The sequence below is a fragment of the Streptomyces sp. NRRL B-24085 genome, assembly GCF_001282115.1.
Taxonomy (GTDB): Bacteria; Actinomycetota; Actinomycetes; order Streptomycetales; family Streptomycetaceae; genus Streptomyces.
In genome coordinates this window covers 1-23,765 of sequence record NZ_LJBR01000208.1, presented here as the reverse complement: position 1 = coordinate 23,765, position 23,765 = coordinate 1, and the positions used below count along the sequence as shown (strand labels likewise).

General features: G+C 73.2%; 19 protein-coding genes. 13 read left to right on the top strand and 6 right to left on the bottom strand.

The window, feature by feature from the left end; all coding sequences use genetic code 11:
* The first annotated feature begins 90 nt into the window (after window positions 1-90).
* From AOJ26_RS22585 to AOJ26_RS22550, 8 genes are all read left to right on the top strand, one after another.
* Window positions 91-627, top strand: a complete 537-nt coding sequence (locus AOJ26_RS22585) for an AAA family ATPase (protein ID WP_053850157.1) — start codon at window positions 91-93, stop codon at window positions 625-627.
* Between the two features lie 62 nt (window positions 628-689).
* The gene (locus AOJ26_RS22580; protein WP_053850156.1) at window positions 690-983 is read left to right on the top strand and encodes a hypothetical protein; all 294 of its coding nucleotides are present in this window, start codon (window positions 690-692) and stop codon (window positions 981-983) included.
* A gap of 46 nt (window positions 984-1,029) precedes the next feature.
* Window positions 1,030-2,016, top strand: coding sequence for a Rieske 2Fe-2S domain-containing protein (locus AOJ26_RS22575; protein WP_053850155.1), 987 nt, complete (start codon window positions 1,030-1,032; stop codon window positions 2,014-2,016).
* Window positions 2,000-2,542 carry a DUF1360 domain-containing protein gene (locus tag AOJ26_RS22570; protein ID WP_053850154.1) on the top strand — a complete coding sequence of 181 codons (543 nt, stop codon included), beginning with the start codon at window positions 2,000-2,002 and terminating at the stop codon, window positions 2,540-2,542. The genes AOJ26_RS22575 and AOJ26_RS22570 overlap by 17 nt, the downstream gene beginning before the upstream one ends.
* Before the next feature lie 137 nt (window positions 2,543-2,679).
* Window positions 2,680-3,852: a carboxylate-amine ligase gene (locus AOJ26_RS22565; RefSeq protein ID WP_053850153.1), complete on the top strand. Its 1,173-nt coding sequence runs from the start codon at window positions 2,680-2,682 to the stop codon at window positions 3,850-3,852.
* A gap of 161 nt (window positions 3,853-4,013) precedes the next feature.
* Complete coding sequence (locus AOJ26_RS22560) at window positions 4,014-5,798, top strand: N-acetylglutaminylglutamine amidotransferase (RefSeq protein ID WP_053850152.1); 1,785 nt, start codon at window positions 4,014-4,016, stop codon at window positions 5,796-5,798.
* Window positions 5,771-7,849, top strand: coding sequence for an alpha/beta fold hydrolase (locus AOJ26_RS22555; protein WP_053850151.1), 2,079 nt, complete (start codon window positions 5,771-5,773; stop codon window positions 7,847-7,849). The genes AOJ26_RS22560 and AOJ26_RS22555 overlap by 28 nt, the downstream gene beginning before the upstream one ends.
* A 118-nt stretch (window positions 7,850-7,967) precedes the next feature.
* Window positions 7,968-9,431 (top strand): aminotransferase class I/II-fold pyridoxal phosphate-dependent enzyme, encoded by a 1,464-nt coding sequence (locus AOJ26_RS22550; RefSeq protein WP_053850150.1) that lies wholly within the window; start codon window positions 7,968-7,970, stop codon window positions 9,429-9,431.
* On the opposite strand, the gene AOJ26_RS22545 is transcribed toward AOJ26_RS22550, so the two are convergent.
* From AOJ26_RS22545 to AOJ26_RS22525, 5 genes are all read right to left on the bottom strand, one after another.
* Window positions 9,400-11,100 carry a RecQ family ATP-dependent DNA helicase gene (locus tag AOJ26_RS22545; RefSeq protein WP_053850165.1) on the bottom strand — a complete coding sequence of 567 codons (1,701 nt, stop codon included), beginning with the start codon at window positions 11,098-11,100 and terminating at the stop codon, window positions 9,400-9,402. The two genes, AOJ26_RS22550 and AOJ26_RS22545, sit on opposite strands and share 32 nt — an antisense overlap.
* Before the next feature lie 11 nt (window positions 11,101-11,111).
* Window positions 11,112-11,420, bottom strand: coding sequence for a hypothetical protein (locus AOJ26_RS22540; RefSeq protein ID WP_053850149.1), 309 nt, complete (start codon window positions 11,418-11,420; stop codon window positions 11,112-11,114).
* Between the two features lie 73 nt (window positions 11,421-11,493).
* Window positions 11,494-13,911 (bottom strand): SpoIIE family protein phosphatase, encoded by a 2,418-nt coding sequence (locus tag AOJ26_RS22535; protein WP_078959994.1) that lies wholly within the window; start codon window positions 13,909-13,911, stop codon window positions 11,494-11,496.
* A gap of 59 nt (window positions 13,912-13,970) precedes the next feature.
* Window positions 13,971-18,242, bottom strand: coding sequence for a HAMP domain-containing protein (locus tag AOJ26_RS22530; RefSeq protein WP_053850148.1), 4,272 nt, complete (start codon window positions 18,240-18,242; stop codon window positions 13,971-13,973).
* Between the two features lie 235 nt (window positions 18,243-18,477).
* Window positions 18,478-18,867 carry an STAS domain-containing protein gene (locus AOJ26_RS22525; RefSeq protein WP_053850147.1) on the bottom strand — a complete coding sequence of 130 codons (390 nt, stop codon included), beginning with the start codon at window positions 18,865-18,867 and terminating at the stop codon, window positions 18,478-18,480.
* 160 nt (window positions 18,868-19,027) lie between these two features.
* On the opposite strand from AOJ26_RS22525, the gene AOJ26_RS22520 reads away from it, so the two are divergent.
* The 5 genes from AOJ26_RS22520 (at window position 19,028) to AOJ26_RS22500 (ending at window position 23,397) form a co-directional block, all read left to right on the top strand.
* Window positions 19,028-19,501: an ATP-binding protein gene (locus tag AOJ26_RS22520; RefSeq protein ID WP_053850146.1), complete on the top strand. Its 474-nt coding sequence runs from the start codon at window positions 19,028-19,030 to the stop codon at window positions 19,499-19,501.
* A 338-nt stretch (window positions 19,502-19,839) separates the two neighbouring features.
* Window positions 19,840-20,343, top strand: coding sequence for an SRPBCC family protein (locus AOJ26_RS22515; RefSeq protein WP_053850145.1), 504 nt, complete (start codon window positions 19,840-19,842; stop codon window positions 20,341-20,343).
* The gene (locus AOJ26_RS22510) at window positions 20,336-21,955 is read left to right on the top strand and encodes a phytoene desaturase family protein (RefSeq protein ID WP_053850144.1); all 1,620 of its coding nucleotides are present in this window, start codon (window positions 20,336-20,338) and stop codon (window positions 21,953-21,955) included. Before AOJ26_RS22515 ends, AOJ26_RS22510 begins: the two co-directional genes overlap by 8 nt.
* Window positions 21,956-22,001: 46 nt before the next feature.
* On the top strand, window positions 22,002-22,463 hold the full coding sequence (locus AOJ26_RS22505) for a hypothetical protein (protein ID WP_053850143.1): 462 nt from the start codon (window positions 22,002-22,004) through the stop codon (window positions 22,461-22,463).
* Window positions 22,464-22,518: 55 nt separating this feature from the next.
* A complete protein-coding gene (locus AOJ26_RS22500; RefSeq protein ID WP_053850142.1) occupies window positions 22,519-23,397 on the top strand; it encodes an SDR family oxidoreductase in 879 nt (292 codons plus the stop codon).
* Between the two features lie 137 nt (window positions 23,398-23,534).
* Here AOJ26_RS22500 and AOJ26_RS22495 read toward each other — a convergent pair.
* A partial coding sequence (locus AOJ26_RS22495) for an LPXTG cell wall anchor domain-containing protein (protein WP_143663582.1) occupies window positions 23,535-23,765 on the bottom strand: 231 nt, incomplete at its 5' end.

Here is a 23,765-nt window from a genome sequence, read left to right as displayed (position 1 = left end):
GCCGTTGCGTGGGCGCGGGTCCGCGCCGCGGACCGCTCCGGCCGGCATCGCCGACCTGAACGGGCAGGTTTTCCCGGTAGCTTGGCCGTCATGGTGGTGGGCACGGAGGAGACCCGGCTGATCGTGCTGCGCGGCAATTCCGCCTCGGGGAAGTCGAGCGTCGCGGCGGGTCTGCGGGACCGCTTCGGCCGCGGCCTGGCCCTGGTCGGCCAGGACAACCTGCGCCGGACCGTGCTCCGGGAGCGCGACCGGCCGGGTGCGGCGAACATCGGCCTGATCGAACTGACCGCCCGCTACGCGCTGGACGCCGGGTTCCACGTGGTGGTGGAGGGCATCCTGTACGCCGACCGGTACGGCGAGATGCTGACCCGGCTCCGGGCCGACCACCGCGGCCCGACCCACTGCTACTACCTGCACGTGCCGTTCGAGCAGACCCTCGCCCGGCACGCCGGCAAGCCGATCGCCCACGAGGTGAGCGAGCCGCAACTGCGCGACTGGTACCGGGAGTTGGATCTGCTGCCGGACGGCAGCGAGACCGTCATCGGTCCCGACAGCACCCTTGCCGGGACGGTCGACCGCGTCCTGCGCGAAACCGGCCTGGCCGAACTCCCCCCACTTGATCGCTGAAGGTCCGCCACCCGTCGACTCCGCGGCCGGTGGACCGCGTTGATCGGGGTACACGGGTCGGCATGACACACACCGACGACCCCACGGTGGGCAGGGCGGCAAGGCAGCTGCGCCGCATACGGTCCTTCTACGCGGCCGGCGTCGTCCTGTGGACGGCGTCGTCGGCCTGGACAATGTGGGACTCTCCCGGCAGCCGGCCCATGTGGACGTCCGTGCTGCTCCTGGCCGTCTTCACGGGACTGCTGGCCATGGCCTCCCGGTGGCTGCGGCGCCTGGAGCCCACCGGTGCGGCCCGGCCCGCCCACCATGCCGCCTTCTCCGGAAGGGCGCCGCGCCACGCGGTGTCCAAGTCCTGATCACCCCGTTCGTTTGCCGCACGTGCAAGGGGAGACCCGGCTGCCCATGAGCGCGCGACGACGACATCCACGTACACGGGAGAACCGGGTCCTGCGGCTGCTCGCCCGTCTGGAGCGGGAGCAGCGGCAGGACCCGGTGATCGACTCACTGCGGGCGGGGATCCAGTCCCTGCCACTGGGCCGCGGCCGGGACGTGCTGCACGGCAAGTGGCTGGGGCATCCCGTGCACCCGCTGCTGGTGCAGGTGCCGATCGGCAGCTGGCTGTCCGCCGCGGTCCTGGACCTGCGCAAGGGCCGCCCCCGCGACGCCGGTCTGCTGGTGGGCCTCGGCCTCGCCGCGGCCGTCCCCGCCGCGCTGACGGGCGCCGTGGACTGGGCGGAACTGCAACGCCCCCAGATGCGGGTCGGACTGGTGCACGCGGTGTCCAACACGGCGGCCGTCGGCCTGTACACGGCCTCCCTCGCCTGCCGGCTCACCGGCCGTGCGCGGGCGGGCCGGACCCTCGGCTTCCTGGGGCTCGCGGCGGTGGGAACGGGCGGCATGCTGGGCGGCCACCTGGCCTACCGGCAGGCCGCCGGCGTCAACCACGCCGAGGCCGTACCGCATGTGGTCTCCGACCGCTGGCACCGGATCGGAGCCCTGGACGACTTCCCGGCCGGGGCCCCGGTGCGGCGCGCCGTGGACGACGTGCCGGTCGTCGTGGTGCGCGAGGGCGACGGGGCGATCCACGCGCTGGCCGACCGGTGCAGCCACCTGGCCGGGCCGCTGTCCGAGGGGACGGTGGAGGACGGATGCGTGCGGTGCCCCTGGCACGGCAGTGTCTTCCGGCTCTCGGACGGCCTGAACGTCCGCGGCCCTGCCACCGCCCCCCAGCCGGCCTTCGACACCCGGGTCACCGACGGACAGGTCGAGGTGCGACTGGTCCGGCACGACGGGGAAGACGGACAAAAGGAACGAGCCGGGGCCCGCCGGGACCCGGACAGGTACCAGAACGCAGCAGGACGGGGATACACCCATGGCCACACCCACTGACCACCGCATCGGACGCCGGGCGCAGGCGTTCCTGCGCCGCACCGGCCGCGACTACGCGGGCAACGGCGACCGGCCGCTGCGCGGCTACCTCACGGCCATGGCGGCGTTCGGCGCGTACACGGCGAGCTGGGCCACGGCCGTACGGCTGCGCGGGCGCCCCCTGCCCGACCGGCCCGAGCCGTGGGACGTGCTCCTGACCTCCGTGGCCACGTTCCGGCTCAGCCGGCTGCTCAGCAAGGCGTCGGTCACCAGCCCGCTGCGCGCCCCCTTCACGACGTACGTCGGTCCGCAGGGCCCCGCCGAACTGCACGAGGAGGCGCGGGACGAGGGCGGCAAGGAGACCGTGGGCGAGCTGGTGACCTGCCCGTTCTGCATGAGCGTCTGGGTGGCGTCGACCCTGACCGCCGGCCGGCTCCTGTGGCCCCGCGCGACCCGCACCGCGATGGGCGCGCTGACGGCGCTGGCCGGGGCGGACGCACTGCAGCTCGCCTACAGCGCGCTGGTCGACAAGACCACCGACCACTGACCGGTGAACCCGCTCATCTGTGAACCACCTTCTTCAAACGCGCAAAACCGTGCTTATCCGTCGATCTCGTGGGCACTTGGGGGACATCCCCGACAGGGGCGGCACCGACGGCAACACCTCGAGGAGCGACTGTGGCCATGCGTATCGGAGTGGAGGAGGAGTTCCACATCCTGGAACTGGAGAGCGGGATGCTCGTGCCGCGCGCCGACGCGGTCCTGCGCCGGCTTCCCGGGCGCACCTTCACCACGGAACTGCACCAGTCCACCGTGGAATCGAACAGCGGGGTGCACGCCTCCCTGACCGGCCTGTACACCGACCTCGTCAGAACCAGACAGCGGCTCGACGCGGCCGCCTCCTCCCTGGGGCTGGCGGTCGCGGCCGCGGGCACGGCACCCCTCGCCCCGGCCGCCTCCGGACACCCCACCGGCGGCGCACGCTATCGCCACATGGTCGAGGAGTACCGCCAGGTGGCCGACGAGCAGCTCATCTGCGGCGCCCAGGTCCACGTGGACATACCGGACCGCGACACGGCCGTGGAGGTCATGTGCGCGGTCTCGCCGTGGCTGCCCGTACTGCTGGCGCTGTCCGCCAGCTCGCCGTTCTGGCAGGGGGCCGACACCGGCTACGCGAGCTGGCGCACCCTGCTCTGGCAGCGCTGGCCGACCGCGGGCCCCGTCGGCTGCTTCACCGACGCGGCCGCCTACGACGCCGCGGTGGACGACCTGGTCCGGGCCGGGGTCATCAGCGACCCGGGCATGATCTACTACGACGTCCGCCCCTCCGCGCACCTGCCGACGCTGGAACTCCGCATCTGCGACGCCTGCCCGCGCGCGGAGACCGTCGTGCTCGTCGCCGGCCTCTTCCGGGCCCTGGTGACCGACGCCCTCGAACTGCACGCCACCGGTGCGGCGATGTGCGACGGCCGCCACGAGTGGCTGCGCGGCGCCTCCTGGCGGGCCGCCCGCTCCGGTCTGGAGGGCTCCCTGGTCGATCCCCGGACCCACCGGGAAGCTCCCGCCGCCGACGTCGTCCACGGACTGCTCGCCCGGCTGCGGCCCGCACTCGAGGCCCACGGCGACTGGGAGACCGTCAGGGACCTGGCCGAGGCGGCCCTGGCGGACGGCAGCGCCGCCGAGCGCATCCGCCGCAAGGCACGCGAAGAGGACCTGCTGGCCTGCACCGACCTGCTGATCGCGGAGACCCGAGGCGAGCGCCGGCCCCGCAGGCCGGCCCCCGTCGCCCGCACGGAGGTCCCGCGCTTCGCCGCGGGCGCGGCCGGTTCCGGAGCGCCGGAGGTCCTGGGGAGCTGACCCCGTTCCGCGGCGCGCGCTGCCGCCGCCTTTCATCCGACAACCGCAAGGAGTGATTCCGTCATGTCCAGCAATTCCGCCCGGGTCGCGACCGGCAGGCGCGACCCGGGTCACCCCTCCCGGCTCCCGGCCGACGGCACTCGGGAAGGGGGCGGCGCGTCATGTGCGGTCTGAGCGGCGAGATCCGCTTCGACGGCAACCGGCCCGACCTCGCGGCCGTCGAGCGCATGACCGACCGGCTCGCCGCCCGCGGACCCGACGGCCAGGGCACCTGGAGCCGGGGCGCGGTGGCGCTGGGACACCGGCGCCTGAAGATCATCGACCTGTCGGACCTCGGCGCCCAGCCGATGACCGACGCCGACGACGAGATCACCGGCGTCTTCAACGGCTGCGTCTACAACTACCAGGAGCTGCGCGAGGAGCTCGGACGCCTCGGGCACCGCTTCCGGTCCACGTCCGACACCGAGGTCGTGCTCCGCGCCTACCGGCAGTGGGGGACCGCCTGCGTGGAGCGGTTCCACGGCATGTTCGCCTTCGCCCTGGTGGAGCACCGCACCGGCCGTGTCGTGCTGGGCCGCGACCGGCTGGGGATCAAGCCGCTGTACCTGGCGCCGGCGCCGGGCCGGCTGCGGTTCGCCTCCTCGCTGCCCGCCCTGCTGGCCGCCGGGGACGTGGACACCTCCCTCGACCCGGTGGCCGTCCACCAGTACCTGAGCTGGCACGCCACCGTCGCCCCGCCGCACACCGTCCTCAACGGCGTGCGCAAACTGCCGCCGGCCACCGTACGGGTCGTCGAACCGGACGGCAGCCACCGCGACCACCGCTACTGGCAGCCGTCCTACACCCGGCGGGCCGAGTTCGCGGAGATGGGCCCCGACGAGTGGCGGGACGCGGTGCTGGAGGCCCTGCGCACGGCCGTACGCCGCCGGATGGTCTCCGACGTCCCCGTCGGCGTCCTGCTCTCCGGCGGGCTCGACTCCAGCCTGATCGTCGCGCTGCTCGCCGAGGAGGGCCAGCGCGGCCTGAAGACGTTCAGCGTGGGCTTCGAGGCCGAGGGCGGCGAACAGGGCGACGAGTTCCGCTACTCGGACCTGGTCGCCCGGGAGTTCGGCACGGACCACCGCCGGATGATGGTGCCCTCGCAGCGCGTCTCGACCGCCCTGGACGACGCCGTCGCCGCGATGAGCGAACCGATGATCAGCCACGACGTGGTCGCCTTCCACCTGCTGTCCGAGCAGGTCGCCAAGGAGGTGAAGGTCGTGCAGAGCGGGCAGGGCGCCGACGAGGTGTTCGCCGGCTACCACTGGTACCCCGAGCTCGCGGCGGTCGCCCGCGAGGACGAGCCCCGGCAGTACGCCGAGACGTACTTCGACCGCCCCCACGCCGATCTGGCGGGCATCCTCCAGCCGCACATGCTGCCCCGGGACGACGTGTCGGGCCGCTTCGTCAGGGAGCACATGGCACGTCCCGGCGCCGAGACCGCCCTGGACGCGGCCCTGCGCCTGGACACGCACGTCATGCTCGTCGACGACCCGGTGAAGCGGGTCGACAACATGACCATGGCCTGGGGACTGGAGGCCCGCGTGCCCTTCCTCGACCACGAACTGGTGGAGCTGGCCGCGGCCTGTCCGCCGGAGCTCAAGCTCGCCGACGACGGCAAGGGCGTGCTGAAGGAGGTCGGCCGCAAGCTGCTGCCGCGCGAGGTCGTCGACCGGCCCAAGGGCTACTTCCCGGTCCCCGCCATCCGGCACATGGCCGGTCCCGTCCTGGACCGGGTGCGCGAGGCGCTCGCGGCGCCCGAGGCGAAGAAACGGGGCATCTTCCAGGAGTCGTACGTGGCCGAACTCCTGGCGGCGCCCGACGAGCACCGGACCAAACGCGGCGCCAACGCCCTGTGGCAGGTCGCCCTCCTGGAGATATGGCTGCAGACGCACGGAATCACGTGATCGGCGAGCACGGCACCCGGGTCGCGCACACGGCGCCCGCACCGGGGCGGGGGGCGGCCCGCGCCGCGGCCCCCGCCCCGATGCCGCTGCCCGAGGCGGAGGGCCCACGGGACGCCGTGACCCGGCTGCACGCGCACGGCTGCTGGTACCCCTCCGCCGACCCCGACGGCACCCGGGCGGCCTTCATCTGCGACCGGGGCGGCGTCCCGCAGCTCTGGGCCGGACCCGTGGACGGGGAGCACGTCCGGCTGCTCGACGCCTCCCCGGACCCCGTGAAGGAGGTGTCCTGGTCACCCGACGGCCGCTGGATCGCGTACACCACCGCACCGGGCGGCGGTGAGCACACCCGGGTGCTGTGCGTACGGCCCGACGGCACCGGCCGCCGCCTGCTGGCCGGTGCCGACCCGGACACGTCCGCCTACCTCGGCTGCTGGGCCCACGACGGCTCGGCCGTCGCCGTCACCCTCGCCGCCCCGGCCGCCCCGGCCGTGGGAGACGGCCACTGGACGGCCCGGGACGGCCGGGCCACCCTCCTCGGCACCACCGAGTACGCCGTGGGGCCGGACGGGACACCGGCGACCCGGGCGGGCGGCGGCCTGTCCGCCTACCTGATCGACCCCGACGGCCTGGCCTCGCCGGTGCTGCTCGCCGCGGAACCGGACGCCCCCACCCTCCGGGTGTGCGACCTCAGTCACGACGGCCGGCTCGCCCTGCTGCGCCGGGGGCCCCGCGGCCGGCGGGAGGCGTTCGTCCGGCGCCTCTCGGACGCCACGACCACCTTCGCCCTGCCGGTCGCCGACGGTGACCACTGGATCGGCCGGTTCTCGCCCGACGGGCGGACCCTGTGGCTGCGCAGCGACGCCGGCCGGGAGTACGCGGCCCTGTTCGCCGTCGCTCTCGACGCCGACGGCACCGCGCGCGGCCTGACCGTCGCGGCCGAACGCGACGACAGCGACCTCGAACTGCTGGCGATGGCGCACGACGGTCGCACGGCCGTCCTGGCGTGGAACACGCGCGGCGCCAGCGAACTCGACGTCGTCGAGACCTCCCCGGCGCCCGGCGCCGCCGACGTCGTCGGCCCCGCACGTCCGGTGCCGCTGCCCCACGAGGTCGTCACGCGGGTCGCGGCCGCCGGGGCGGGACGGCTGCTGCTGGCCCTGTCCGGCTCGCAACGCCGCCCCGGCGTGTGGTGGGCCCACGAAGGCGTGTCCCTGCTGCGCACCCCCTGGTCCTCCCGGGACGAGGACGCCGTACCACCGGGCCGCCCGCCCGTGCGCCCCGTCCTCACCCGCCTGACCGCCCGGGACGGCCTGCCCCTCAGCGGCTGGTACTACCGCGCCCCGGGCCGCGCCCCGCACGAGCCGGCGCCCTGTGTGATCCACCTGCACGGTGGCCCCGAGGACCAGGAACGCCCGGTGTTCGACCCGCTCTACCACGAGCTGCTAGGGCGCGGACTGGACGTCTTCGCCCCCGACGTCCGCGGCTCCGGCGGACACGGCCGCACCTTCGTCGACGCCGACCTGGGCACGGGCCGCTTCGCCGCCCTGGACGACGTCGCGGACTGCGCGGCGCACGCGGTCACGGCGGGTCCCGCGGACCCGACCCGGCTCGCGGTGATGGGGCACTCGTACGGCGGCTACCTGACCTTCGCCTCCCTCGTGTGGCACCCGGACCTCTTCCGCACCGGTGTCGCGGTCTGCGGCATGTCCGACCTCCTGACCTTCTTCGCCGGGACCGAGCCGTGGATCGCGGAGTCGGCGGCGCACAAGTACGGCCACCCGGAGCGCGACCGCGACCTGCTGCGCGCCCTGTCGCCGATGAGCCGGATCGACGCGCTGCGGGCCCCGCTGCTCGCCGTGCACGGAGAGCACGACACCAACGTGCCGCCGGGGGAGTCGGAACAGTTCGTGCGGGCCGCACGGGAACGCGGGGTCCCAGCGGAACTCCTCGTCCTGCGCGACGAGGGGCACTGGTTCCTGCGCGCCGACAACCGGCGCCTGTTCCGCCGGGCCGCCGCCGACTGGATGGAGCGGCACCTGCACCCCTCCTGACCAGGGCTGACCGTCTCAGGCGTTTCGGCAGGCGTCTGCGGTCTACACGGAGTGCAGACCGCAGACGACCGTACGGCTTCGAGATCTGAAACGGGGCGGAACGGACTTGGGAGGAACCATGGACCACTCGCGGGCACCCGTGCTGGAGGCGCTGGAGGAGTTCCGGCGCCGCGGAGACATGGTCTTCGGACCGCCCGGCCACAAGCAGGGCCGGGGTGTCGACCCGCGGGTGGCCGAGATCGTGGGACTCGACGTGTTCCGCTCGGACGTTCTCTCCCTCAACGGACTGGACGACCGCCGTCAGTCCCAGGGCGTGCTCAGCGACGCACAGGAACTGATGGCGGACGCCGTCGGCGCCGAGCACGCGTTCTTCTCCACCTGCGGCAGCTCCCTGTCGGTCAAGACGGCCATGCTCGCCGTGGCCGGCCCGGGGGAGAAGCTGTTGCTCTCGCGCAACGCGCACAAGTCCGTGATCTCGGGCGTCGTCGTCAACGGCGTCGAACCGATCTGGGTCCACCCCAAGTTCGACCGCGAACGGCATCTCGCGCATCCGCCGGAGCCCGACGACGTGCGCCGCAGCCTCCAGGAGCACCCGGACGCCAAGGGCATGCTGCTGATCACCCCCACCGACTGGGGAACCTGCGCCGACATCCGGGGCGTGGCGCGAGTCTGCCACGAGTTCGGCGTGCCGCTCATCGTCGACGAGGCGTGGGGCGCCCATCTGCCCTTCCACCCCGGGCTGCCGGCCTGGGGCATGGACGCCGAGGCCGACCTCGTGGTCACCAGCGTCCACAAGATGGGCGGGGCGATCGAGCAGAGCTCCGTCTTCCACCTCCAGTACGACCGGGTCTCGCCGGAGGCGCTCAAGCAGCGGGAGGACCTGCTCGGCACCACCAGCGCCTCGTCCCTGGTCTACATGACCCTGGACGGCTGGCGCCGCCAGATGGTCGAGCAGGGCCACGACCTCCTGGACGCCGCGCTGCACCGGGCGGAAAGGATCCGCCTGGCGGCCGGGAACATGCCCGGACTGAGGCCGATGGGGCAGGAGATCGTGGACGAAGGGCTCGCCGCGGCCTTCGACCCGCTGAAGATCGTGATCGACGTGCGCGAACTCGGGATCAGCGGCATGCAGGCCGCCGAGTGGATGCGCGCCGAGCTCCACGTGGACGTCGGCGGCTCGGACACCTGCCGGATCAGCGCGTCGATCACGCACGCCGACGACGACGAGACCGAGAAGACGCTGCTGGACGCCCTGCGCGCGCTCACCGAGGGCGCCGACTCCATCGAGCGCAGGCCGCCGGTACGCCTGCCCGAGCCCTCGGCCCTGGAACTGGAGCAGGCCATGCTGCCCCGTGACGCCTTCTTCGCCGAGGTCGAGCACGTTCCCGCCGAACGGGCCGCGGGCCGCATCGCCGCGGAGATGATCAGCCCGTACCCTCCCGGTGTGCCGGCGATCGCTCCGGGCGAGGTCATCACCGACGAGGTCCTCGACTACCTGCGCAGCGGAGTCGAGCACGGCGTCCTGATCCCGGACGCCGCCGACCCCTCGGTCAAGACGCTGCGGGTGGTGGCGCGGCGCTGAGGAGTCCCTTGCCGGTGATCGCGGCCAGGGACAGCGTCCGGTATCCCATGGACTCGAACATCACGGTGATGCGGTCGCCCTCCTCGCTCATCACCGTGCCCTCCCCCCACTCCGTGTGCCGCACGCGCGTACCCGCCGGATAGGACACCGCAGCCGTGTGCGCGGGGGGCTCCCCGCCCGTGTCCCCGACCCCCTCGACGACGCTGTCCCCGGCCGAGGGGGTCGCGCACGTGTCGCAGGCCCCGCACGGGGCGTCGTACGGCTCCCCGAAGTAGCCCAGCAGGAAGCGGCGACGGCAGCCCGTGGTCTCGGCATAGCCCAGCATCATGGCCAGCCTCGACTCCTCCAGTCTTCTGTTCGACAGGGCCTCCTCCGTCGCCCGGGCGGTGGCCTCCCCGGCCGTCGTCCCGGCCACCGGGCCCACCCGCCCGTCGTCCTCCACGCGCACCGCCCCCGCCTGTTCCAGGAGGTTGACGGCCGCCGTCACGCGCCTGCGCGAGAGCCCCGTCTCCTTCGCGAGGTCGTCCCGCGCGAGGGGGGCGTCGCTCGCGTGGACGCGCTCCGCGACCGCGCCGAGGGTGTCCTCGTCCGGCGCCCGCGTGGCGAAGAGCCGCTGGAGGCCGCTGTCCTGCGGCCGGTAGTGCAGGACGGCGACCGCGGGCCCGCCGTCGCGGCCCGCGCGGCCGATCTCCTGGTAGTAGGCGTCGAGCGAGCCGGGCACGGACGCGTGCAGCACGAACCGCACGTCCTCCTTGTCGATGCCCATGCCGAAGGCGGAGGTGGCCACCACGACGTCGGTGTCGCCGGCCAGGAAGGCGTCGTGCGCCCGCGAACGCTCACCGGCCGTCAGTCCGGCGTGGTAGGCGGTGGCGGACAGGCCCAGCGCGGCCAGGTCGGCCGCGTACTCCTCGGCGTCCCGTCGGGTCGCGGCGTAGACGATGCCCGGCTTGGGCTCCGCCGCGGCGCGCTCCACCACCACCCGGCGCTTGTCGGCGTCGTCCTGGAAGCGGCGCACCTCCAACGCGATGTTCGGCCGGTCGAAACCGGCTACGACCAGTTCCGGATCCGCCATGCCGAGACGCTCGACGATCTCCTCGCGCACCGGCGGTGCCGCGGTGGCCGTCAGGGCGAGGACAGGGGGCCTTCCCACCCGCTGGGCCGCCTGGGCCAGACGCAGGTAGTCGGGCCGGAAGTCATGGCCCCAGGCGGCGACGCACTGCGCCTCGTCGACGACGAACAGCGAGGGCGCGGCCTGCGCCAGCCGCTCGACCACCTCGTCCTTGGCGAGCTGCTCGGGGGACAGGAACAGGAACTCCGCGTCCCCGTGCCGGACCGCGTCCCAGGCGGCCTCCGTCTCCCCGGCCGCCTGGGCGGAGTTGACCGCGACGGCCTCCGGGGCGCCGGCGTGACCGAGCAGGCCGGCGATCTGGTCCCGCTGGAGGGCGATGAGCGGGGAGACCACCACCGTGGGCCCCGGCAGCAGCAGCCCCGGCACCTGGTACACCGCCGACTTCCCGGCCCCCGTGGGCATGACGGCCAGGGTGTCGCGGCCCCGCATGACCGCTTCCATCGCGGCGAGCTGGCCCGGCCGCAGCTCGCTCCAGCCGAACACCTCGTCGGCGGCCCGTGCCAGGCGCTCGGCGGCGCCGGGACTCTTCCGTTCGGACATGCCGGCGCCCGTCACGGCCGCGGGTTGGTGCGCCGCCACTGCGGACGCGCGTCGCTCCCACGACGTCCCGCCACCGAGGCACAGCGCGGGCACAGGCGCCGCACCCGGTCGGCGGCGCCCCCGGACTCGGGGAACGTGTCCGTCCAGGTGACGTGCGGGAACCGGATCAGCCGGGACCGGCTGAGGGACAGCCCGCAGACCGTCTGGTTGGTGCCCGGCACCCAGGCGTGGACCTCCCCGGCGGGCAGCCGGCGGCGGCCCTCCTCCTCGTCGGTCCACTGGCCGGACGCGGCGACGGTGTACTCCTTGACTCGCGGCATGACCTCTCCCCGCTCGTTCGGAGCAACCGCGTTCCCCGTATGCGCGGACACAAGCCCCGGCGCGGACCCCGCCTCAGGCCACGCGGATGCCCACGATGCAGGTGTCGTCGTCCGTGTCGGACCTGCTGTGCGTGAGCAGCCGGTCCAACTGCTGGTCGAGCGTCGGCGGGACCGCGCGCGCGACCGTCAGGAACTGCGCCAGGGACTCCTCCACGGACCGGTCCCGGCGTTCGATCAGCCCGTCCGTGTACATCAGCAGCGTGTCGTCGACGGCGAGCTGGACCTCGTGCTCCTCGTACGTGGCCTCCGGTACGGCGCCCAGCAGCAGCCCCGTGACCAGGGGCAGCGGTGCCGCCTCCGAGCCGCGCACCAGGACCGGCGGCAGATGCCCGGCCCGCGCCCAGCGCAGTGTGTTGTTCTCGGGGTCGTACAGTCCGCACACGGCGGTGGCGGTGACGGCGCCGGTCAGATGGTGCGCCACCATGTTGAGCCAGGACAGCAGCTGGCCCGGCCCGGCGCCGGTCACGGCGAGCCCGCGCAGCGCGTTGCGCAGTACGACCATGCTGGTGGCCGCCTCTATGCCGTGGCCCGCGACGTCGCCCACGCACAGCAGTACCAGCCGGGACGGCAGCACGACCGCGTCGTACCAGTCGCCGCCGACCAGGTGCTGGGTCTCGGCGGGCCGGTAGCGCACCGCCACGTCCAGCCCCGGAACCTCCAGCGGTGCCTGGGTCGGGGGCATGATGGCGTGCTGCAACTGGAGGGTCAGCCGGTTGCGTTCGCTGGCCTGCTGCTCGGAGTGGGCGAGCTGGTCCCGGGTGGCGGCGAGGGCGACCTCGGTCCAGTGGTGCGCGGAGATGTCCTGGTAGGCGCCGCGAAGCAGGTAGAGCTGGCCGGCGGAGTCGAGGACCGGCTCCGCCACGACCCGGATGTGGCGGGTGACCCCGTCGGGGCGTTGCAGACGGAACGCGGTGGACGCCGGGCGGCGCTGGTGGATCACGGTGCGCAGGAACCGGCCGATGGCGACGGCGTCGTCGGGGTGGGCGTGGGCGGGCAGGGCCTCCAGCGGCACGGGGGAGTCGGAGACGGGCCTGCCGTAGAGGTGGTAGAGCTGGCCGTTCCAGGTGATCTCGCCGGTCAGCAGGTTCTCCTCGAAACCGCCGATGCGGCCGAGACGCTGCGCGTGCTGGAGCAGGCTCGCCAGCCGGGCGGTCTCGTCCTCGATGCGCCAGATCAGCAGGACGCTGTCGCCGTGCCGGCTGACGTTGATGTCGGCGACCGCGGCGAGCTGGACGTCGTCGACCAGGGCGGTGAGCCGCATGCGATGGGCGCGGAAGGGCTCGCCGGTGGCGTAGACGCGCTCGATCCGGTCGAACAGCTCGCTGTGGCCCGCGGCCATCGGGTACGCCTCCAGCAGCAGCGCGCCGTTCACGGCGCCCCGCGGCCGCCCCGCGGGATCGAGGAAGCGGCTGTTGACGTGGTGGATGCGGAAGTCCACCAGGTGCCCGTCGGGGCCCAGGTGGGGCACCAGCACGAGCGCGGGGTCGTGCAGCCCGTCGGCCAGGTCCATCAGCTCGGAGACGTCCGGCAGGACGCGCGGGCCGGTGACGCCGTCGGGGTGCCGGAGCGTGTACGTCTCCAAGGTGTGCGCGCACAGCTCGGCCAGGGCCTCGATCTGCCGGACGATGGCCGGCGGAGGTGACTCCAGCGGTGCAGGCCAGGCGATCTCCAGTACGCCGTGGATGCGCCCGCCGGTGCCGGCCGGTACGGCGATCCGGCCGCCGTCGGGGTGGTGGTGCTGGCCGATGGACGGCAGGCCGGTCTCGGACAGGCTGCGGATCCATTCCCCGTCGCGTTCGGTGAGCCCGCGGCGCGCCACGGTCGTCACGCCCGGCGGCACATGGCGCCAGCGCCCGGCCTCGGCCGAGGAGAACCCGGCGCTGCCCGCCAGGGCGAGGGATCCGTCGGACCCCAGGGCCCAGATGGCCACCGCCTCCGCGCCCAGCGGCGTGAGCGCGTGCTCCAGCAGCGAGTCGGCGACCGCCTGGGTGTCGTCGGCGGCCAGCGCACCGCTCTCCGCGGCACGCAGGCGTACCGCGGAGGAGTGCCCGTCGGGCGGATCGGTGGCGGCGGTGGCGGCCAGGAAGGCACTGGTCACCTCCGAGAGCCGGTCGCGCGAGGCCTGGTTGATCACCTCGACGGCGAACTCCAGCGGTGTCACACCCGCCTGTGCCGTCAGCTCGGCGAGCTGACGCGAGGCCTGCGCCGGCCCGCAGCCCAGCCGCTCGACCAGGATGCCCTTCGCCAGTTCGATCAGGGCGCGCCCGTCCGCCTCGGCCTGAGCGGCCCGCACCTCCCTGCGCAGCCGCTCCACGGTCGCCGCCAGCCTGCCGACGGGGGAGGCCTGCCCGTCACCGTCACCGCCCTCGACGGCGGGCTCGTGGCCCACGGGGGCGGTCTGGGACTCGGACGGCTGGCGGAGATCACTCACGGGGGGCCTGTTCCTCGGCTGGGGACGTCACGCGGTCGGCTGGGGGGCGCTGCGCGTGCTCACTCCGGCAGCCACCGCCGGACGCGGGCGATCAGGTCGCCGGTGTCGACGGGCTTGGTGACGTAGTCGTTGGCACCCGACGCGAGGCTCTTCTCCTGGTCGCCCGGCATGGCCTTCGCGGTGACCGCGATGATCGGCAGCTGCGCGTACTGCGGCATCGAGCGGATCTCCGCGGTGGCGGCGTACCCGTCCATCTCCGGCATCATCACGTCCATCAGGACCACCGAGATGTCCGGGTGGGCGAGCAGCATCTCGATGCCCTTGCGGCCGTTGTCCGCGTGCAGGACATGGAAGCCGTGCAGCTCCAGCACCCCGCTGAGCGCGAAGAGGTTGCGCGCGTCGTCGTCGACCACGAGGACCGTCCGGCCGACGAAGGAGTCGTCCACCACCTGCGTCATCGGCCGCTGCGGCTCCTCGGGACGCACCAGCGACAGCACGTCGCCCGGCTGCTCGGCCGACAGGTGCAGGGTGATGCGCTCGCGCAGGTCGTCCAGGCTGGACAGGAAGTCCAGCGGCCGGTCGCCCGCCAGGGCCCGCAGCCCCTGCTCCTGGCCGAGGTCCACGCGATGCCCGGTGTGGATCAGCACCGGCACGCTGGCCAGCGCCGAGTCACCGCCCATGGCCTCCAGGAAGTCGGCACCCTCGTCGTGCGGCATGCCGAGTTCGAGGACGACGCAGTGGCAGGGGTCGGCCGCCAGCATGCTCGCGGCCTCCTGCGCCCCGACGGCCGTGATGATGTCGATCGCCCCGTGCGGGTCGTCGGAGTCGGCGAGGTCCGCGACGGCCCGCTCGGCGACCAGCGTGAGCAGGCCGCGCGGGCGTTCCTCGATGACCAGCAGCCGGCGCCTGCGCTGCCCCGGCGCGGGCGCGGCAGGGGGAAGCATCCGGGGCTCGTCGGCCTCCAGGGCGTCGGCGGTGTCCTGCGGCTGCTCCGCCGGACGCCCGCCGCTCTCCATCAGTTCCTCGAAGTCGGCGCGTGCCACGGGCAGGTACAGCGTGAACGTGCTGCCCTGGCCGGGAGTGCTGTCCACCGTGACCGCGCCGCCCAGCAGATGGGCGATCTCCCGGGTGATGGACAGACCGAGACCGGTGCCGCCGTACTTGCGGCTGGTCGTCCCGTCGGCCTGCTGGAACGCCCCGAAGATGGTCTCCAGTTGCTGCTGCGGGATGCCGATGCCGGTGTCCTTGACCCGGAAGGCCACGACGGGACCGCCGCGGTGCACGCCCGGCGGCACCTCCCGGTCGGCGGCGGGCTCGATCCGCAGCTCCACACCGCCCTGCTCGGTGAACTTCACCGCGTTCGACAGCAGGTTGCGCAGGATCTGCCGCAGCCGGGAGTCGTCGGTGAGCAGGTCGGCCGGGGTACCGGGCGCGGTGGCGACCGTGAACTCCAGGCTCTTCTGCGTGGTCATCGGCCGGAACGTGGCCTCGACGTACTCCAGGAGCTGGCGCAGCGGGACCCGCTCGGGCGCCACGTCCATCTTGCCCGCCTCGACCTTGGACAGGTCCAGGATGTCGTTGATGAGCTGGAGCAGGTCCGAGCCCGCCGAGTGGATGATGCCCGCGTACTCGACCTGCTTGGGGGTGAGGTTGCGGGAGGGGTTCTGGGCCAGCAACTGGGCCAGGATCAGCAGGCTGTTGAGCGGTGTCCGCAGCTCGTGGCTCATGTTGGCCAGGAACTCCGACTTGTACTTGGAGGCCAGCGACAACTGCTGCGCGCGGGTCTCCAGTTCCTGCCGGGCCTGCTCGATCTGAAGGTTCTTCGCCTCGATGTCGCGGTTCTGCGAGGCCAGCAGGGAGGCCTTCTCCTCCAGTTCGGCGTTGGAGCGCTGGAGTTCGTCCTGCTGGACCTGCAACTCCTCGGAGCGGGCCTGGAGTTCGGCGGTCAGCCGCTGGGACTCGTCCAGCAGCTCGTCGGTGCGGACGTTGGCCACGATGGTGTTGAGGTTGACGCCGATGGTCGGCATGAGCTGCGCCAGGAAGTCCTGGTGGATCTGCCGGAAGCGGCTCACGGACGCCAGCTCGATCACCCCGAGCACCTGCTCCTCGACCACGATCGGCAGCACCACCAGGGCGGTGGGCGACACCTGCCCGAGACCGGAGGAGATGGTGACGTACCCCTCGGGCAGCTCCTCGACCGTGACGGTACGGCGGTTGCGCGCGGCCTGTCCGACCAGCGAGCGTCCGACCGGGATGCGGGTGGGCCGCTCGTCGTCGTCGGGATAGCCGTACGAGCCCACCAGCCGCAGTTCGTGCCCGTGCGCGGTGTCCTCGGCCAGGTAGAAGGCGCCGTACTGGGCGGAGACCAGGGGGGTGAGCTCGTCCATGATGAGCTCGGCGACCACGGGCAGGTCCCGGTGGCCCTGCATCAGGCCGGAGATCCGGGCCAGGTTGGTCTTGAGCCAGTCCTGCTCCTGGTTGGCCCGCGTGGTCTCGCGCAGGGACTCCACCATGGAGTTGATGTTGTCCTTGAGCTCGGCGACCTCACCGGAGGCCTCCACGTTGATCGACCGGGTCAGGTCGCCCTCGGCCACCGCGCTCGCGACCTCGGCGATCGCGCGGACCTGCCGGGTGAGGTTCCCCGCCAGCTCGTTGACGTTCTCGGTGAGCCGCTTCCAGGTGCCCTCGACGCCCTCGACCTCGGCCTGACCGCCGAGCCGTCCCTCGCTGCCGACCTCGCGGGCCACGCGGGTGACCTCGGCGGCGAAGGACGAGAGCTGGTCGACCATCGTGTTGATGGTCGTCTTCAGCTCCAGGATCTCGCCCCGGGCGTCGACGTCGATCTTCTTCGACAGGTCGCCGTTGGCCACCGCGGTCGTCACCAGGGCGATGTTGCGCACCTGCCCGGTGAGGTTGTTGGCCATGGAGTTGACGTTGTCGGTGAGGTCCTTCCAGGTGCCGGCCACGTTGGGCACGTGGGCCTGGCCGCCGAGACGTCCCTCGGTGCCGACCTCGCGGGCCACGCGCGTGACCTCGTCGGCGAACGCGGACAGCGTGTCGACCATGGTGTTGATGACGTCCGCCAGCGCGGCGACCTCGCCCTTGGCCTCCACGGTGATCTTCTGCGAGAGGTCGCCGCGCGCCACGGCGGTCGCGACCTGGGCGATCGAGCGGACCTGCCCGGTCAGGTTGGAGGCCATCACGTTGACGTTGTCGGTGAGGTCCTTCCAGGTCCCCGACACGCCCCGGACGATCGCCTGTCCGCCGAGGTTGCCCTCGGTGCCGACCTCGCGGGCCACGCGGGTGACCTCGTCGGCGAAGGCGGAGAGCTGGTCGACCATCGTGTTGATGGTGTTCTTGAGTTCGAGGATCTCGCCGCGGGCGTCGACGGTGATCTTCTGGGAGAGGTCGCCCTGCGCGACCGCGGTGGCCACCTGGGCGACGTTGCGGACCTGCGCGGTGAGGTTGCCGCCCATGAAGTTCACGGAGTCGGTGAGGTCGCGCCAGGTGCCCTTGACACCCTTGACGTCGGCCTGTCCGCCCAGCCGGCCTTCGGTGCCGACCTCGCGGGCGACGCGGGTGACCTCGTCGGCGAAGGCGGAGAGCTGGTCGACCATCGTGTTGATGGTGTTCTTGAGTTCGAGGATCTCGCCGCGGGCGTCGACGGTGATCTTCTGGGACAGGTCGCCCTGCGCCACCGCCGTCGTCACCTGGGCGACGTTGCGGACCTGGGACGTGAGATTTCCCGCCATGAAGTTGACCGAATCGGTGAGGTCCCGCCAGACCCCGCCCACCCCGGGCACCTGCGCCTGTCCGCCGAGGCGTCCCTCGCTGCCGACCTCGCGGGCGACACGGGTGACCTCGTCGGCGAAGGCGGAGAGCTGGTCGACCATCGTGTTGACGGTCTCCTTGAGCTGAAGGATCTCACCGCGCGCGGGCACGTCGATCTTCTGCGAGAGATCGCCCTTGGCCACCGCCGTCGCCACCTGGGCGATGTCACGGACCTGGGTGGTGAGGTTTCCCGCCATCGCGTTCACCGAGTCGGTCAGGTCCGCCCAGGTGCCCGAGACCCCCGGCACCTCCGCCTGGCCGCCCAGCGTGCCCTCGGTGCCCACCTCGCGGGCCACCCGGGTGACCTCGGACGTGAACACGGAGAGCTGGTCGACCATGCCGTTGAAGACCGTGGCGATGTCGCCCAGCAGTCCCTGTCCGTCGGACGGCAGCCGCGTGCCGAAGTCGCCGTCGCGCACGGCCGTCAGCCCCGCCAGCAACTGGCGCAGCTCCTGTTCACCCGGGGCCTGTTCGCGGGCCTCCGTCGACGTGCTGGTCATGCGCACCCTCGTTCCGCTCCCCTAGAGCCCCCGCACCGGGGACTCGGAACCCTGGCGGGCTCGTCAAGGGCCCGCTCACCAGCGACAATCCCGCACCCCACGGAGTTGCCCGATGAGAAATCCGTCGAAGGTTAACCCAGGTGCGGAGCAGCGACAAAAGGCTGCGGGAAGGGTTGTGACACGCCGGAAAAAGAGATCGTGAAAGAAGTGTGAGGGCGACGACCCGGGGTACTCGTCAGGATTTTCCAGGGTCCGGCCGCGTCGGCGCCAGGGCGTCCTCCAGGGTGGGGTGGAAGGGGATGACGGTGTCGAGACCCACGAGCTGCAAGGTGCGCATCACGGCTCCCCGCACCACCACGAGGCGCAGCCATCCTCCCGCGTTCCCGGCGGCCTGGAAGGCGGCGATCAGGGCGTTGACCCCGCTGGAGTCCATGAACGTGACCCGGCTCAGATCGATGACGACCCGCTGGCCCACGGCGGAGTCCGCCGGAACCAGGGCCCGCGTCAGGCCGCCCACGCTCTGGTGGTCGATCTCTCCCTCGAGGCCGAGGACGGTGATGCCGTCGGCGTCGGTCCGGACCACGGTCAGTGTGCCGTGACCCGCTGCTTCCCGGTTCTCTGCCACTCGCGTCCTCTGCGCACTGGATAGGGGGCTGTCACGTCCTTGGTGCCACCGCTGCCCAGGATGGCCCGGAACGAAGCATGAGAGGGCCCTCCATTTCGAGGACGGCACGAGAACAGACGGCACAGGCGTAAGACGGGAAACACGGGGTAACCGCGCGCTCATGAACGGGGTACTGGAGATGGTCGGCAGGGTGCGGGTCCTGCCTGAGGAGTGTTCGCGGATGCCGGAAGCCGCACCTGCCGAGGTGACCGTGGCCCTGGACGGAGCGGACGGCTGCATCGCCGACGCGCGGGCCGAGACGTCGAAGTTCCTGACGCGGGTGCAGGGGGAGTACGGGCTGCCGGTGGCCGCCCGCACCATGGATCTGGGGCAGTTGGTGGTCAGCGAGCTGGTCACCAACGCGCTGAAATACGCGCCCGGCCCGGTGCTGCTGCACCTGCGCATCGCCGACGGCATGCTGGAGATCGAGGTCTGGGACACCGACCCGACCCTTCCGCTGGCGCGCGCCGCCGACGCGGGGCGGGTGGGCCAGCACGGCCTGGAGATCGTGATGGCGGTCGTCCAGGCGATAGAGGTGCGACAGGAGCCGGTGGGCAAGTGCGTCACGGCCCGCCTGACACTGTTCGACGACTAACCGCGTGAGGTCGTCCCTCTCCGCACGGCCGACGAGCCGGTGACGGGACGACCTGCGCGCGCCCGCGGCCTCGACGAGAGCCGACGGGCCATTTCGGCGATCCTGGACCGAGGGCGGCGGTGACGAGGCCGACCGCCTCCCCGGGAAGCCTCCCGTTCCTGGGCCGCGACCTGACCGAGCCGCCATCGCCGCTTTGAACCTTCCGGGCCTGGGCACTCCTGAGCGGTCGAGCCGCGACCGCGGCACCGGCAGGCTTGCGGGGGACCGGGGGCCGAACGCTGCATCCGGCCGAGGGCCCCCGACCGAAGCTCTCCGTACACACCGTCCTGGAGGTATCCGTGGCTCGTCGCCATCGTCTGATCCGAGTCGCTCCGAGTGCCGTGTGGGACGTCCTCGCCGACGGTCACCGGTACGCCGAATGGGTCGTGGGGACCGCGCAGTCCGAGCCCGTACGAGGGCAGTGGCCGTGCAAGGACGCGGCGATCCGTTTCGAGGTCCGCCTCGGTCCGGTCCGGCTGACCAACGAGACGGTCGTACGCCGCTGCGAGGAGGGCGCCGTCCTGGAGCTGGAAGCCCACGCCGGTGTGCTGGGCACGGCCCGCATCGCGATCGAACTGCGGCCGTGGGGCGAACACTGCCTGGTCATCGTGGACGAACACCCGCTGCAAGGAGCCGGTGGCACCCTGCACAACGTCGGCTTCGACGCGCTGATCCAGCTCCGTCACCGCACCATGCTCGCCCGGCTGGCCAGACTGTGCGAGAACCCGGCCGGCGATGACACCCCGCACCCCGCACCGGCCCGGACGGCGGCACCGGGCGCGCAGGGAGTCGGTCATGCCTGACGCCGTGGTGATCGGCGCCGGCCCCAACGGTCTGGTCGCCGCCAACCTGCTGGCGGACGCCGGCTGGAGCGTCGAGGTGCTGGAGGAGCAGCCGGAACCGGGCGGCGCGGTGCGCCACGACCACGGGGTGGACCCCGCCTTCGTCAACGACCTCTTCAGCTCCTTCTACCCGCTCGCGGCCGCCTCCCCGGTCCTGGCCGGACTGCGCCTTGAGGACCACGGACTGCGCTGGAGCAACGCGCCGAGCGTCCTCGCACACCCCCTCAGCGACGGCAGCTGCGCCCTCCTGGACCGGGACGTCGACACCACCGCCGCCTCCCTCGACACCTTCGCGCCGGGCGACGGGGACGCGTGGCGGCGGCTGCACGACGTATGGCTGCGGCTGCGCCCCGACGTCCTGGACGCCCTGTTCACCCCCTTCCCGCCGGTCCGCGCGACGGCCCGCCTGGCGTGGCGGCTGCGGGCCGCGGGCGGTCTGCGGATGGCCCGGACCCTGGTCCTCCCGGTACGGCGGATGGGGGAGGAGGAGTTCCGCGGACAGGGCGGCCGGCTGCTGCTGGCCGGGAACGCCCTGCACGCCGACCTCGCCCCCGAATCGGCGGGCAGCGGCGGCTTCGGCTGGCTGATGGCCATGCTGGGACAGACCTACGGCTTCCCCGTGCCCGTCGGCGGCTCCGGTGCCCTCACCGAGGCCCTGGCCCGTCGCCTGCGGGCCCGGGGCGGGCGGCTGCACTGCGGACAGCGGGTCGACGAGATCGTCGTCCGCGGGGGCCGGGCCGTCGGGGTGCGGACGGCGGCCGGTGACGCGGTACGGGCCCGCCGCGCGGTGCTGGCGGACGTGTCCGTGCCCGCCCTGTACGGGAGCCTCCTGGACCCCGAGCACCTGCCCGCCCAGCTCCTGGAGGACGTGCGCCGGTTCCAGTGGGACTTCGCCACCTTCAAGGTGGACTGGGCGCTCGACGGCCCGGTGCCCTGGCGGGCCGAGCAGGCGTCCCGGGCCGGCACCGTCCACCTCGCCGACGGAGTCGACGAGCTCACCCGCTTCGCCGCCCAGCTCGCCATGCGGCAGGTCCCGGACCGCCCCTTCCTGCTGTTCGGCCAGATGACCACCTCCGACGCCACCCGCTCCCCGCAGGGCACCGAGTCGGCCTGGGCCTACACCCACGTCCCGCACGAGATCGCCGCCGACGCCGCGGACGAGGGCATCACCGGCCGCTGGGACACCAAGGACCAGGAACTCATGGCCGACCGGGTCGAACGCCAGGTGGAACGGTTCGCGCCCGGCTTCCGCGCCCTGATCCGCGCCCGCCGTGTCCTCGCGCCCCCGACTCTCCAGGCCATGGACGCCAACCTGGCCGGCGGCGCCATCAACGGCGGCACCACCGCCCTCCACCAGCAGCTCGTCTTCCGCCCTGTCCCCGGCACCGGACGCCCCGAGACCCCGGTCCCCGGCCTGTTCCTGGCCTCCTCCGGCGCCCACCCGGGCGGCGGCGTGCACGGAGCGCCGGGCGCCAACGCGGCACGGGCCGCCCTGCACCGCCACCGGCCGCCCGGCCTCGCCCGCGCCCAACGAATCCTGACCCGCCGCGACCGCACCGGAAGCAGGCGCTGACCCGAGGCACCGCCCGCCGGGGCGGCCGTATCCGTGGAGGAGACCCGTGAACGCACACGAGGAGGCCCCCAGCGGCCCCGACCGTGACCATCGGCGCCCCGCAGGCGTCGACGACACGACCGTCGAGGCTCTCGGGGCGCTGTCCAAGGCACTGGAGACGACCGAGCGGGCCCGCGGCCGGCTGTACGACTTCCACCAGCTCACCGGGACGGCCGATCTGGAACTCGACCGTGCCGTACGACTGCTGGAGGAGGCGGGACACCCCGAATGGGCCGCGAAGGTCCGCTCGGAGATCCTCGGCCGCAACGTCATCCCCGGACACTGGACGTTCCAGATCGTCGAGGCCTACAACGCCACCTACTACCGGCCCTTCCAGCAGCTGGAGCTGAGCGCGGTGCAGGAACTCGCGCAGGGCCGTGACCACTTGTACGAGGCGGAGATGAAGGAGGAGCGCCGCACTGCCGGTCACCCCGACCACACCGCCCGCCCGCCCGTCCGGGACAGCTGAGAGACCCTGCGGGGCGCGCGTTGCGCCACGGCGTTCCACGGAAGGAGGGTCCGCCATGCCCGACAGTCCGCTCGCCGGCCGGACGGTGGCCGTCACCGGAGCCGCCCGAGGTCTGGGCGCGGCCCTGGCCCGCGAGATCGCCCGGCGCGGCGCCCGGGTGGCGCTGCTGGGCCACGAGAAGGCCCTCCTGGAAGCCGTGGCCGAGTCCCTGCCGGGGCCCGCCCTCGCGATGGAGGCCGATGTGACCGACCCGGACGCGCTGGCCGCCGCGGCCCGCGCGGTGCGGGTCCGCCTCGGACCGCCCTCGGCCGTGGTGGCGAACGCGGGCATCGCCGAGGGCGGCCCGTTCCTGACCTCGCCGCCGGACGCCTGGAGCCGTGTCGTCGACGTCAACCTCACCGGCAGCGCCCACACGGCCCGGGCGTTCCTGCCCGACCTCTTCGACACGGGCGGCTACTTCCTGCAGATCGCCTCGCTCGCGTCGATCGGCGCGGCCCCGCTGATGAGCGCCTACTGCGCCTCCAAGGCGGGGGCCGAGGCCTTCGCGCACTCCCTGCGGGCGGAGGTGGCGCACCGGGGGGTGGGCGTGGGCGTCGCCTACATCAACTGGACGGACACCGACATGATCCGGGACGCCGACCGGCACGCCGTCCTGCGGGAACTGCGGGCCGGCATGCCCCTGCCGGCCCGCCGTGTGTACACCGTGGAGACGGTCGCCGCCCGCCTGGTCAAGGGCCTGGAGCGACGCCGTACGGCCGTGTACGCGCCGGCCTGGCTGCGCCTGACCCAACCGGTGCGCGCGGCTCTGCCGCCCCTCGTGCTGCGCGTGTCACGCCGCTCGCTGCCCCGCCTGGAGGCCGAAGGGTCCCTCGCGTACACCGGCCCGCTCGGCGCCGGCGGTCTCGCCGACCGCGGATCGCGCCGCGCGGACTGACCCGGCGAGACGCCGGGGTGTGGGCGGTTTCGCCCGGACGACGTCCGGCCGTCCGGGTTGGTTCGCGGCCGGACGGCCGGTGTCCGGGCGAAACCGCCCTATGCCGCACCGTGTGCCGGTGCGGGCAGCGGTCCCGGTCAGGAACGCCGTGCGCGGCGGGTGCCGTAGAGGGCGGCCGCCCCGAGGGCGATCACCGCGGCCGCGCCACCCGCTATCGCGCCGACCGGTGCGCTGGAACCGGTCTCGGCCAGCGGCGGGGTGCTGTCGCTCGGCGAGGGCGCCGGCGAGGTGGGCGGCGTCGACTCCAGCGGAGGGACGTCCGGGGTGGTCGGCGGAGTGGTGGAGGTGGCGGGCGGGGCCGTCGGGGT